Source organism: Streptosporangium nanhuense (assembly GCF_059358815.1).
Map to the genome: position 1 here is coordinate 183,977 of NZ_JCADBG010000004.1, position 12,981 is coordinate 196,957.

Annotated in this window: 9 protein-coding genes; 6 read left to right on the forward strand and 3 right to left on the reverse strand. The window is 71.2% G+C overall.

Annotation, left to right across the window (positions count from 1 at the left end; translation table 11 throughout):
• Positions 1-92: 92 nt before the first annotated feature.
• The 3 genes from AC5L38_RS10690 to AC5L38_RS10700 form a co-directional block, all read right to left on the reverse strand.
• Complete coding sequence (locus AC5L38_RS10690; protein ID WP_495242599.1) at positions 93-4,973, reverse strand: NAD-glutamate dehydrogenase; 4,881 nt, start codon at positions 4,971-4,973, stop codon at positions 93-95.
• Between the two features lie 587 nt (positions 4,974-5,560).
• Positions 5,561-5,740 carry a zf-HC2 domain-containing protein gene (locus AC5L38_RS10695; protein WP_389916463.1) on the reverse strand — a complete coding sequence of 60 codons (180 nt, stop codon included), beginning with the start codon at positions 5,738-5,740 and terminating at the stop codon, positions 5,561-5,563.
• A gap of 23 nt (positions 5,741-5,763) precedes the next feature.
• On the reverse strand, positions 5,764-6,303 hold the full coding sequence (locus AC5L38_RS10700; protein ID WP_329090583.1) for a sigma-70 family RNA polymerase sigma factor: 540 nt from the start codon (positions 6,301-6,303) through the stop codon (positions 5,764-5,766).
• Positions 6,304-6,462: 159 nt separating this feature from the next.
• Between AC5L38_RS10700 and AC5L38_RS10705 the strand changes: the two genes are divergently transcribed.
• The 6 genes from AC5L38_RS10705 to AC5L38_RS10730 all read left to right on the forward strand — a co-directional run bounded on the left by AC5L38_RS10705 (position 6,463) and on the right by AC5L38_RS10730 (position 12,894).
• Positions 6,463-6,594 carry a hypothetical protein gene (locus tag AC5L38_RS10705; RefSeq protein ID WP_389916461.1) on the forward strand — a complete coding sequence of 44 codons (132 nt, stop codon included), beginning with the start codon at positions 6,463-6,465 and terminating at the stop codon, positions 6,592-6,594.
• A 16-nt stretch (positions 6,595-6,610) separates the two neighbouring features.
• On the forward strand, positions 6,611-7,282 hold the full coding sequence (locus AC5L38_RS10710) for a DUF4142 domain-containing protein (protein ID WP_495242600.1): 672 nt from the start codon (positions 6,611-6,613) through the stop codon (positions 7,280-7,282).
• Between the two features lie 5 nt (positions 7,283-7,287).
• Entirely contained in the window at positions 7,288-8,796 is a 1,509-nt protein-coding gene (locus AC5L38_RS10715; protein WP_495242786.1) for a DUF1996 domain-containing protein, read from the forward strand.
• A gap of 143 nt (positions 8,797-8,939) precedes the next feature.
• Entirely contained in the window at positions 8,940-9,779 is an 840-nt protein-coding gene (locus AC5L38_RS10720) for a ferric reductase-like transmembrane domain-containing protein (RefSeq protein ID WP_495242601.1), read from the forward strand.
• On the forward strand, positions 9,776-11,233 hold the full coding sequence (locus AC5L38_RS10725) for an NADH-ubiquinone oxidoreductase-F iron-sulfur binding region domain-containing protein (protein WP_495242602.1): 1,458 nt from the start codon (positions 9,776-9,778) through the stop codon (positions 11,231-11,233). The genes AC5L38_RS10720 and AC5L38_RS10725 overlap by 4 nt, the downstream gene beginning before the upstream one ends.
• 101 nt (positions 11,234-11,334) lie before the next feature.
• Positions 11,335-12,894 carry an FAD-binding oxidoreductase gene (locus AC5L38_RS10730; RefSeq protein ID WP_495242603.1) on the forward strand — a complete coding sequence of 520 codons (1,560 nt, stop codon included), beginning with the start codon at positions 11,335-11,337 and terminating at the stop codon, positions 12,892-12,894.
• Positions 12,895-12,981 lie beyond the last annotated feature (87 nt).

Here is a 12,981-nt window from a genome sequence, read left to right on the forward strand (position 1 = left end):
TCTCCGGGCCCCGTACCGGAGCCGGCGGGTGACGTGCCCCCCGGCCGGGCCCCGGTGCGGGGCCCGGCCGGGCGCAGAGGAGGCCGGGCGGGTCAGGCCTCGGCGTGCGGGAGGTTGATCGTGGCCACCAGCGTGCGGATCGCGCGCAGTGCCACCGACAGCGTCGCGAGGTCGAAGTTGTCGCTCTCCCAGATCTCCGACAGGGTCTGCCGCGCCCGCGAGACCGCCGCCGAGTTGGCCTCGGTCCAGCGCGCCAGGCGCTCCTCGGGCGACAGGCCGGGCGTGCTGTGCGTCAGGACGTCGTGGGTGAGCGCGGCGTGCGCGGCGTAGAGGTCGTCGCGGAGCGCGGCCCGCGCCATGGAGTTCCAGCGGCTGTCCCTGGGCAGCGCGACGACGCGCTCGCGCAGCCTGGAGAGCTGGAGCCGGTCGGCGAGGTCGAAGTAGACCTCGGCGACGTCGTGCACGGGACGGCCGGTGCGTGAGGCCACCTCGACCAGGTCGAACGTGGAGTAGGCGGGCACCATCGCGGCGACGCGCTCGGCCAGCTCGGACGGGACGCCCCGGGAGACGAAGGCGTCGCGCCGCTCCTCGAAGGCCGACAGGTCGGACCCGGTCAGCAGCTTGGGCAGGTGCGGCAGCAGTCCGTTCATGCCCTTGGCGAAGAAGCCGACGGTGGAGGACAGGTCGAGCGGCGGGCGCCGGTTGCCCAGCAGCCATCGGGTGCCCCGCTCGACGAGCTTGCGGGCCTCCAGCTCCATCGCGATCTGGGTGGAGGTGTCGACCTTGTTGTCCAGCTCCTCGATCTGGCGCCAGAGGCTGGGCATGTCGAACACCTCCCGCGTGACCAGGTAGGCGCGGGCGATGTCGGGGGCGGACGCGCCGCTCTCCTCGCCGAGGCGGAACATGAAGGTGGTCCCGCTGGAGTTGACCAGGTCGTTCACCACCCCGGTGGTGATGATCTCCCTGCGGAGCGGGTGGCTCTCCATGTAGGGACGGAGCCCGGGGTCGCGCAGCGCCGACGGGAAGTAGGACACCAGCCAGGACGCCAGGTAGGGGTCATCGGGCAGGTCGGAGGCGAGTATCTCGGCGTCGGTCACCAGCTTGGTGTAGGCGAGCAGCACCGAGAACTCCGGCGCGGTCAGCCCGAGGCGGGCCTGGCGCCGCTCGGCGAGCATCTTGTCCGACGGCAGGAACTCCAGCTGCCGGTTCAGCAGCCCGGCCCGCTCCAGCCTGCGCAGCTGGCGCGAGTGGATGTGCAGCATCTCGGGGGCCTGCTCGCGGGCGGCGGCCAGCACCACGTTCTGGTCGTAGTTGTCGCGCAGGACCAGCCCGGCCACCTCGTCGGTCATGTCGAGGAAGAGCTGGTTGCGCTGCTTGTCGTCGAGCTCCCCGTCGCGGACGGCCCGGTCCAGCAGGATCTTGATGTTGACCTCGTGGTCGGAGGTGTCCACCCCGGCGGAGTTGTCGATGAAGTCGGTGTTGACCAGGCCGCCGTTGAGCGCGAACTCTATCCGGGCCAGCTGGGTGAAGCCCAGGTTGCCGCCCTCGCCGATCACCTTGCAGCGCAGCTCGGCGGCGGTGACCCGCAGGCCGTCGTTGGCCTTGTCGCCGACGTCGGCGTTGGACTCGCTCGACGCCCTGACGTAGGTGCCGATGCCGCCGTTCCACAGCAGGTCGACCGGGGCCCGCAGGATGGCGCTGATCAGGTCGCCGGGCGCCAGCGACGTCACGTCGCCGTCGATGCCGAGCGCGGCGCGCGTCTGCGCGGAGACGGGGATCGACTTGGCCGTACGGGGCCAGACGCCGCCTCCCTTCGAGATGAGCGAGGTGTCGTAGTCGTCCCAGGAACTGCGGGGCAGCGCGAACAGCCGGGCGCGCTCGGCGTAGCTCGTGGCGACGTCCGGCTGGGGGTCGACGAAGATGTGCCGGTGGTCGAACGCCGCGACCAGCCGGATGTGCTGGGAGAGCAGCATGCCGTTGCCGAACACGTCACCGGACATGTCGCCGACCCCGGCCACGGTGAAGTCGGTGCTCTGGATGTCGACGCCGACCGTGCGGAAGTGGTACTTGACCGACTCCCAGGCACCCCGGGCGGTGATGCCCATCGCCTTGTGGTCGTAGCCGATCGAGCCGCCGGAGGCGAAGGCGTCGCCCAGCCAGAAGCCGTACTCCTTGGCCACGGCGTTGGCGATGTCGGAGAACGTCGCGGTGCCCTTGTCGGCGGCGACCACCAGGTAGGTGTCGTCCTCGTCGTGCCTGACGACGTCGGCGGGCGGGACCACCGCGCCGTCGACGAGGTTGTCGGTGAGGTCGAGCAGGCCGGAGATGAACATCCGGTAGCAGGCGATGCCCTCGACCAGGGTCTCCTCCCGCGACCCCGACCTCGGCGGGTTCTTCACGACGAAGCCGCCCTTGGAGCCGGTGGGGACGATGACGGTGTTCTTCACCATCTGCGCCTTCACCAGCCCGAGCACCTCGGTGCGGAAGTCCTCCATCCGGTCCGACCAGCGCAGCCCGCCCCGCGCGACCTTGCCGAAGCGCAGGTGCACGCCCTCGACCCTGGGCGAGTAGACGAACACCTCGAACTTGGGCCGGGGCAGCGGCAGCACGCTGATCGACGGCGAGTCGAGCTTCAGGCTGACGTACGGCTTGCGCTCGCCGTCGACCCGCTGGAAGTAGTTGGTCCGCAGGGTGGCGCCGATCATCTCCAGGTAGGCCCGCAGGATCCGGTCCTCGTCCAGCGAGGCCACGTCGTCCAGGGCGGCGAGGATCTCCTCGTGCAGCGCGTCGGACAGGTCGGAGCGGACCTCGGCCGGTCGCCGGGGGTTGAGCCTGGCCTCGAACAGGCGCACCAGCAGCCGGGCGAGCCGCACGTTGCCCATCAGCACCCGCTCGATGTACTCCTGGCTGAACGTGGTGCCCGCCTGGCGCAGGTACTTGGCGTAGACGCGCAGGATCTCGGCCTGCTCCCAGGTCAGCCCGGCGGCCAGGACGAGCCCGTTGAACCCGTCGCTCTCCACCCGCCCGGCCCACAGGGCGCCGAACGCGTCCTGGAAGAGCCGCTTGAACTCGTCCCTGTCGACCTCGGGCGAGGGCGTGTAGCGCAGGCCGAAGTCGTAGATCCAGGCGTCCTTGGTCGCCGGGTCGTTGTCGCGGTCGATCTCGTACGGCCGCTCGTCGACCACCTCCACGCCCATCCGCTGGAGCAGCGGCAGCACGCGCGAGAGGGAGACGGGCGCGCCGAGGCGGTAGAGCTTGAAGCGGCGCTCGCCCTCCGAGGCGTCGTGCGGCTCGTAGAGGTTCATCCCGATCTCGTCGGAGGAGGCGGCCAGCTCCTCCAGGCGGCGCAGGTCGGCGACCGCCATCCGGGCGGGGAAGTCGGCCTTGTACCCCTCGGGGAACGCCGGGGCGTAGCGGCGGACGAGCTTGGGCGCCTCGTCCTCGGGGCTCAGCTCGGTGATCGCGGAGGCCAGGTCGTCCTCCCAGGACCTGGTGGCGGCGGCCAGCCTCGCCTCCAGCTCCTCGACGTTCACCGCGTCGGCGCGCAGCGGCCTGCCGCGCTCGCCGCGCACCACCACGTGCAGCCTGGCGAGGGCCGACTCGCCGATCATCGCGCTGTAGTCGAAGGAGGTGCCGCCGAGCGCCTTGAGCAGGATCTCCTGCATCTTGATGCGGATCTTGGTGGTGTAGCGGTCGCGCGGGAGGTAGACCAGGCACGAGACGTAGCGGCCGTAGTCGTCCGGGCGCAGGAAGACCTTGACCTGCTTGCGCTCGCGGAGCCTGAGCACGCCGAGGGCGATCGGCAGCAGCTGGTCCACGGAGGTCTGGAAGAGCTCGTCGCGGGGGAAGGTCTCCAGGATCTCGATGAGGTCCTTGCCGTCGTGGCTGTCGGCGGTGAGCCCGGCGAGCGTCAGCACCTCGGCCAGCTTCCGCCTGAGCACCGGGACGCGGGAGATCGACTCGCTGTAGGCCACGTGGGTGAAGAGGCCGAGGAAGCGCCGCTCGCCGACGACCTCGCCCGAGGCGTCGAAGAGCTTGACGCCCACGTAGTCGAGATAGGCGGAGCGGTGGACGGTGGCCCGGGTGTTGGCCTTGGTGATGATCAGCATCTGCTGTTTCTCACGGGCCTTGGCGCGCAGCTCGGGGGGGAGCGCGGCGAAGCTGCCGGAGTCGGCGCTGTCGTTGCGGAGGATGCCCAGCCCGGTCCCGGGCATGGGGTGCAGCCTGTCGCCCTCCTCGCCCTCCTCCAGGCGGTACTCGCGGTAGCCGAGGAAGGTGAAGTGCCCGTCGGCCAGCCAGCGCAGCAGCTCCAGGCTGTCCTCCACCCCGGCGGGGTCGAGGGGCGGCGGGTTGGCCGAGACGTCCTCGGCGGTCCGCAGGGCGAGGGCGCGCATCTTGACGAAGTCCTCGACGGCGCCGCGCACGTCCTCCAGGACGCGCTGCAGGTCGGTCTCGATCGCCTTGAGCACGGCCGGGTCCTTCTGCCGGTCGATCTCGAAGTGCATCCAGGACTCGGCCAGCACCTGCCCGGTGACGTCCTCGTCGCCGGACCCGAGCAGATTGCCCGTCATGTCCCTGCGCACCCGCATCTGCGGGTGGACGACCAGGTGGGTGCCGATGTCGTGGCGGTCGAGCTCCATCGTCACCGAGTCGACGAGGAAGGGCATGTCGTCGGTGACGATCTCCACGACGGAGAACCCGGGGTCCCAGCCGTGCTCCTCCGCGGTGGGGGTGTACGCCCGCACCAGGGCGCGGCCCTGGGGGCGCCGCTCGGCGAGCCTCCGCTGGGTCGTCGCCGGGCCGTACACCTCCGCCAGGTCGCGGCCGAGCAGGTCCTCCGGGGCGACATGCCGGTAGTAGAGCCGCAGGAAGGCGAGCGCCTCCTCCACGCTCGCGTGATCGCCGCCGGGTGTGTGCGCGCACGTCTCCGCGGCACTCCTCAGCAGCTCGTCCTTGGCCTCGTCGAGCGGCATGTCGCTCTCACTCCTTTGTGAGGGGTTGTGCATAGTTGGATGGAAATCCATGGCGAAAGTCATGATTTCCGGGGAGATGGTGCCCAGCGAAGCGGCAGTGATGTCACGCGCGCCCGCCTGGACGCGGCACCGCCCGGCCACCGGCCCCGCTCCCGGAGGATCCGGGCCCGCTCCCGGAGGATCCGGGCCCGCTTCCGGGGCATCCGGGCACGGGACGCCCGCCGCACGGCGGCCGTCTCGTCACGGCTGATCGGGATCTCGGCCAGGCGCCACGGCTCGTCTTGGGAACCGCGGTCTCTCGCCGCTGCCGGCGGGGAACGGAAGGGCTCCTGGTCGGAGACGTCGGGTTCTCCCTGCGAGGTGGCGGTAGGGCAATCATCCCACAGGGTCGCCTCGGAACGGCTACGGCGCCGCCGGGCGAGTCTGGCCCCGCTTCCGGCGCCTCGCCCGGCGGGCGGGGCCATCCGGCCCGCACTCCGCCCATCGGGCCTGGCCCGTGGCACGACACCTCCAGTGGTCATCTGTCCCGATCCTCGTTGACCGGGACACACCACCGCTCCTGATACCACCCCAAAACCCGTCAAACGTCAATGTGATGTCCGGTCGTCGTCCAGGGCATTGGAGCGGTCCCGCTTCACCACATCGAGGAGTCCGGGAACCTCACTGAGTTCCCGGAGCTCGACCTGACACTCCTCGCACGTCATGAGATGGCTCTGGAACGCCTCGTGGTCCTCTTCGTCGAGAACCCCGAGCGCGTACGCCGCCACGTCATGATGCGGGGAGGGGACCATCAGCTCGCGACACCTCTCTCCTTCAGGACCTTTCGGAGAGCCCGGATCCCGTAGTAGAGCCGGGACTTGACCGTACCCGGCGGTATCCCGAGGATTTCCGCCGCTTCGTTAATCGTACGGTCCCGTAGGTAAGTCTGCTCGATGACTTCGCGGTGTTCTGGGGACAGTTCTCGCAACGCCTCGGCGACGATCATCGCCTCCAGCGCGCGATCGGCCCCGTCGGGAACGGGCACAGCGTTCGCGTCGGCGGGTTCGACCTCCTGTGGTCTAGTACCTCGCCTGCGACGACCGTCGATGACGATACGGCGGGCGACGGTCAGGAGCCAGGCCCACAAAAGGCCGGGCTCTCGTTGCAACCTTCCTGCGTTACGCCAGGCTCGGACGAGCGTCTCCTGGACGACGTCCTCCGCCCATTGCAGATCGTTACCGGTGGCCTTACGCACATGGCGGAGCAGGGGTACACCGAACTCCCGGTACAGATCTTCTACCAAGAGGACATCGGTGTCCGCGCTCTCGAACCGACTGTCGAGTTGACGCACGGGCACATCTTTACACCTTCGTTATGAGTCCCGTCTGCAACTCTGGCAACTCCAGTCATTTCTAACTATCTCATCACTTCTTCTGAACCACCCCGGGCGGCGCCGCGTACCTCCCTCCAAGTGCGCCCGCACCGGCGGGCCTCGGGGAAAGGAAACGACATGGCAGTGCGGCACATCCCGTGGCCGGTCGGAGCTGTCCTCCTCCTCACGCACCCGGCCCCCCACGGGCCGGGCGGCACGTTCGCCACCACGCCGGGCGCCGAGAAGGCCCTGGTAGCGGCCATTCTCTGAGAGCGGAACCGGGCCCATGTTCAGATCACTGTTCCGCCGCTTCAAGAACGGCGAACCCCTGCTGTTCGGAGTCTTCATCGCGATCGCCGCCGTGGCGGTCGTCCTGATCACCCCGCCCGGCGGCGGGGCCTCCGCCGCGCAGGGCTGGACCCAGACCCCGCAGGGGCCGCTGGGCCCCGCCGACCGCGACCTGCTGGTCAAGGTCCGCCTGGCCGGTCTCTGGGAGATTCCCAGCGGCCAGCAGGCCCAGCAGAAAGCCGCGAGCAAGCGGGTGAAGGAGGTCGGCATGCACCTGATGACCGACCACCTCAAGCTCGACGAGGAGGTCCGCGCCCTCGCGGCGAAGCTGAACGTGACGCTCCCCGACCAGCCCAACGCCGACCAGCAGGGCTGGATGGCGCAGCTGGCGGCGGCGAAGTCCGGCGCCGAGTACGACCTCCTGTTCGCCCAGCTGCTGCGGGCGGCTCACGGAAAGGTCTTCGTGGTGGTCGCCGGCGTGCGGTCCGGCACCCGCCAGGACCAGGTCAGGACATTCGCCCAGCGGGCGGTCGAGGTGGTCATGAAGCACATGACCCTGCTGGAGAGCACGGGGCTGGTCGACTACTCGGACCTGCCCGAGCCTCCGGTGCCCTCCCCGCCGCCGCCCGTCTCCGCTCTCGACACACCTGTGAGGAGAGAAAACGCTTGAAGATCATGAAACGCTCGCTCGTCTCCCTGTCCGCGCTGGCCCTGGCGGCCAGCACGCTCACCACCGTCACGTTCACGGTGGCGGTCACCGCCCCCGCCTACGGTGACCACTGCGACCCCGCCGAGCAGAACCAGAACCAGCAGAACCAGCGGAGCCAGCAGGACCAGAACCAGAACCAAGACCAGCAGAACCAGAACCAGGAACAGGCGCCCCCCGCGCAGGACGCTCCCGCGCAGGACCAACCGGCCCAGGACCAACCCGCCCAGGACCAACCGGCGCAGGACCAACCGGCCCAGGACCAGCCCGCTCAGGACCAGCCCGCCCAGGACCAGCCCGCCGACGCGCCCGCCGCGGGCGGAAGCCTCATCCAGGCGTCGCCCACCGAGCCGGCCGCCCCCGAGCAGCCCGCCGACCAGCAGAACCCGGACCAGCAGGGCGACGCGAACCAGCAGAACCCGGACCAGCAGAACCCGGACCAGCAGGACGACGCGAACCAGCAGCAGAACCCGGACCAGCAGGGGAACGCGGACGCCAACGCCCGCCGCAGGCCCAACCAGAACCCCACCACCCCCCCGCCGAACAATCCTCCCGCGACGCCCACTCCCAGCGCGACCCCCGCTCCCCCGCAGGACGACGAGGAGGCCGAGTGCGCCGACCTCGGGCCGTTCCCCGAGGACTTCATCGACATCCGGCAGGTCCCGCGGAACGTCCAGGAGCCCCGGACGCGGCGCGGCGGCTCCGGCGGCGTCTTCACCTCCCGGTGCGGCACGAACCGTAACGGCCACCGCAACTCCGACAACTTCATCGTGGCCCCCGGCGTGTCCAACGGCGCCCACCACGTCCACGACTACGTCGGCAACCTGTCGACCGACGGTTTCTCCACGGACCAGTCCCTGGCCGCCGCGGGCACCACGTGCGCGCTCAACGACCGCTCGACCTACTTCTGGCCGGTCCTTCGCGACCGCACGAGCGACGCCAACGTCGACGACCCGGACGGCAACGTCGGCACCATCATGCAGGCCCGCCAGGTGAGCCTGCAGTTCCGCGGGAACCCGGTCTCCAGGGTGAGCGCGATGCCGCGCTTCATCAGGATGATCACCGGTGACGCCAAGGCCGCCACCAACGGCGGCGCGAACGCCCTCGCCAAGTGGAGCTGCACCGGCTTCACCAACCGGATCACCACCAAGTACCCGCTCTGCCCGCGCGGCAGCCAGCTCGTCCGGATCCTGGACTTCCCCAGCTGCTGGGACGGCCAGAACAACGACAGCGCCAACCACCGCACGCACGTGCTGTTCCCCGACGGGAACGGCGCCTGCCCGTCCGGCACCAGGGCGATCCCGCAGCTGCGGATGACCCTGGTCTACGCCACGCCCCGCACGGCGTCCTTCGCGCTGGACGCCTTCCCCGAGCAGCGGCACAACCCCGTCACCGACCACGCCGACTTCGCCAACCTGATGCCCGACCGGCTCATGAGGTTCGCGGTCGACTGCATCAACCGGAACCGTCGCTGCTGACGGTATCCCTTCGAGACCGCCGCCCCCCGTCTCCGCGCCTCTTCCACACCCCGCGGAGACGGGGGGCGGCATCTCGCGATATCAGAGTCCATCACCCTCGGACGCAGAAGCCGTCCGAGCCGGTTCGCAGACAGGAGCCATAGGTGGGTAACAGACGGACTCCGAGACACACCCGGGCGGAAGCCGGGATCAGTCTCGACCAGAGGCCCGCCAGGATCGGTCTCGGCGTCACGATCACGGTCTCCGTGGTCGGACTCCTCATGCTCGGGCGGACAGCGCCCGGCATGGAGGTGGCAGCCGCCATCCGTGGTGTCTTCTCGTTCTTCTCGGGCGTGATCGCCCTCGTGTCCCTCACCGCGACCGTGGCGCTCGGCCTGCTCTCCGCCGACCGGATCGTGCTGCCGGTCCTGGGCAGGATCCGGTCGCAGCTCGTCCACCGGGCCGCCGCCATGCTCGGCATGGGCTTCCTCGCCATCCACGTCATCATGAAGATCATCGAAAGCAGGACCTCCCTCGCCTCCGTGGTGGTCCCGCTGGGCGCGAGCGGCCAGAGCCTGTACGTCGGCTTCGGGGCCATCGCCTCCGACCTGATGATCGTCGTCTTCCTCACCGGGGTCGCCCGGGCCAGGTTCGCGGAGAACCGCAGGCCGTGGCTCTGGCGCATGCTGCACGGCTCCGCCTATCTGGCGTGGCCGATGGCGGTCCTGCACGGGCTGACCGCGGGCCGCGCCCCCGCCGAGTGGGTGACCTGGAGTTACGTGGTCTGCCTGGTCGCGGTGGGAGCCGCCCTGCTGATCAGGGTGATCTCCGAGCTGCAGCCCAAGCCGATCCTCGTCCGCGAGGAGATGCCGGTGGAGGTGCCCGTCGCCGCGGACCTGACCCCGCCCACGAGCATCACGCCGCCCACGAGCATCGTCGGCCGCATCCCGCGCCTGGTGCGTGAGGACCCGCCGGAGCTTCGTCGTATCGGAGATGTCGGATGATTCCCTACCGCGTACCCCCCGTCCGCCAGTTAGGGCCCGCCCGGCTGACCGCCGGGCTCGAGGACTGCCGCAGGATGGACCTCGCCGAGCATCGCGACATGCACGGCACGGCGCCGGGCATGTCCGGCGAGGAGCTGGCGGCGCTCGCCGACGAGGTGGACATGCGCGGGCGGGGCGGGGCCGCGTTCCCCTTCGCCCGCAAGGTCCGCGCGGTGCTGGGCAAGAAGGCGGAGAAGATCGTCCTGGTCAACGCGGCCGAGGGCGAGCCCGCGAGCAGCAAGGACACGATGCTGCTCACCAGGACCCCCCACCTGGTCATCGAGGGCGCGCTGCTCGCGGCGGGCGCGATCGGCGCCAAGCAGGTCGTGATCGCGACCGTCGAGGGCGGCATGGGCCAGGCGTCCGTGGCCGCCGCCGTCGAGGAGCGGGGCATCAGCGGCCAGGTCCGGGTGGTCGGCATCGTCGAGAGGTTCATCTCCGGCGAGGGCGGCGCGCTGGTCCGTTCGGTGAACGGCCTGGTCGGGGAGCCGCCGGGCCGCAAGGTCAGGGCCGTGGAGAGCGGCGTGAACGGGCTGCCCACCCTGCTGTCCAACGCCGAGACGTACGCACAGCTCGCGGTCCTCGCGACCCTGGGCGCGGAGCGGTACGCCGACGTCGGCACGGCGCGCGAGCCGGGGACGGTCCTGCTCACCGTGGGCGGCTCCGCCAAGGCCCCGGCCGTGGTCGAGGTCGCGACCGGCACCCCGCTGTACGCCGTCCTGGACGCCTGTCAGGCCTCCACCGGCGACGGGGTGCTGGTCGGCGGCTACCACGGCGCGTGGCTGCACGCGGACGCGGCGGCCGTGGCGACCGTCTCCCGCCAGGGCATCGCGGAGGCGGGCGGCCAGCTCGGCGCCGGGATCATCGTGCCGCTCGGCGGGGAGACCTGCCCGCTCGGCGAGACGGTCAGGGTCGCCAAATACCTGGCCGCCCAGTCGTCGGGGCAGTGCGGTCCCTGCCGTCTCGGGCTCCCGGACGTCGCGCAGTCGATGGCCGAGCTCGTGAACGGGTCGGCCTCCGCCCTGGACGAGCTGCGGAGCAGGGCCGCGAGCGTCAAGGGCAGGGGCGCGTGCTTCCACCCCGACGGGACGTCCAGGTTCGTGCTGTCGGCGCTGGACGCCTTCCCCGAGGACATCGAGGAGCACCTGCTGCGCGGCAGCTGCGGGCGCCCGGTGCTCGGCGTGCTCCCCCTGCCCCCGCAGGAGAACGAGCCCGAGGTGAAGCTCACCGTGGACTGGACCCGGTGCCAGGGCCACGGCCTGTGCGCACAGCTCGCCCCCGACCTCGTCCACCTCGACGAGCACGGCTACCCGGTGTTCAGCCGCGACACCGTGCCCACCCAGTTCCGGCGGATGGCCCGCAGGGCCGTCGAGATGTGCCCGGCCCTCGCGCTGCGGGTGGCGCAGGGCGCGTGAACCGCATCCATCACCCCAGGAGTAACGCGAATGTGACGAACCGGAAGGGCGGTGCGGTCGTCCTATCGGGAAGGTGACACCGAACCTCGGGGAGTAACGACATGCGAACCCCTCCGGACAGGCGGGCATTCCTCCGGACCGGCGGCCTGGCCGCCCTCGCACTGGGCGCTCAGGGCACACCCGCCCTGAGCGCCACCGGCATGACCGGCCACAGTGTCACCGGTGCCACCGGCGCCACCGGCACGACCGGCCTCAATGGCACGACCGGCTCGGGCGCCGCGAGCGCGCCACGGCCCGCCGACTGGCGGGCCCTGGCCGGCGGGCTGGAGGGCAGGCTCGTCCGGCCGGGCGACGCCGCGTACGAGGGCGCGCGCAAGCTGTTCAACCCCGCCTTCGACGCGGTCCGGCCGTCGGGGGTGGCCTACTGCGCCAACCCCTCCGACGTCGCCGAGTGCGTCGCCTTCGCGCGCCGGCTGAGGCTGCCGCTGGCCGTACGGTCCGGCGGGCACTCCTATGCGGGCTGGTCCACCGGGACCGGCCTGGTCCTCGACGTCTCCCGGATGAGCAAGGTGAGCCACGCCTCGGGGCGGGCGACCGTCGGGGCGGGGGCCAAGCTGATCGACGTCTACGACAAACTGGCCGCGAGCGGGGTCAGCGTCCCCGCCGGGACCTGCGCCACGGTCGGGGTGAGCGGGCTGGCGCTGGGCGGCGGGATCGGCGTGGTCTCCAGGAAGTACGGCCTGACCTGCGACGTGATGGAGTCGGTCCAGATCGTCACGGCCGACGGGCGGCTGCTGACCTGCGACGCCGACCACAACGCCGACCTGTACTGGGCCTCGCGGGGCGGCGGCGGGGGCAACCTCGGCGTGGCGGTCTCCTTCGAGTTCCGGACCCACCCCACCCGCGAGGTGACGGTGTTCTTCCTGCACTGGCCGTGGTCGAAGGCGGTCAGGGCCCTGCGCGCCTGGCAGGCGTGGGGGCCCTCGGCGCCGGACGCCATGTGGTCGGGCATGCACCTGAGCCGCAACGGCGGGACGGACGTGGAGGTCGTCGGGCTCTACCTCGGCGGCAGGGCAGGTTGCGAGCGGCTGCTCGACAGGCTGGCCGACGCGGCCGGGTCCCCGTCGTCGAGCCACGTCCGGCAGACCTCCTACCGCCAGGCCATGCTGACCATGGCTGGCTGCGGCTCGCTCTCGGTCACCCAGTGCCACCTGGGCGGCTCCCTGCCGGGGCAGACCCGGGGCGGGCGGCTGTCCAGGGACACCTTCAAGGCCAAGTCGCACATGGCCTACCGCCCGCTGTCCGAGGCCGGGGCCAGGGCCCTGGTCGCCCAGGTCGCCCGGCCCGGCGAGCACACCGTGCTGCTGGACGCCCTCGGCGGCGCCGTCGCCAGGGTCCGCCCCGAGGCCACGGCCTTCCCGCACCGGGCCGCCCTCTACAGCGTGCAGTACTACGCCCACCGCTCCGGGGCGGCCGGCTGGGCCAGGACCGCGCACGCGGCGATGCGGCCCCACTTCGGCGACCACGCGTACGTCAACTACGTCGACCCGGAGCTCGGCGGCTGGCGCGCGGCCTACTACGGGGGCAACGCCGCCAGGCTCGGCCAGATCAAGGCCGCCCGCGACCCGGGCCGCCTGTTCCGCCTCCCCCAGGGAATCTGACCTCAGGGAATCCGGGCCGCCCGTTCCTCTTTCCCCGGGGGATCCTGAACGCCCCTTTCTTCTCCCCCGGAGGCCGGGAGCCCCGGG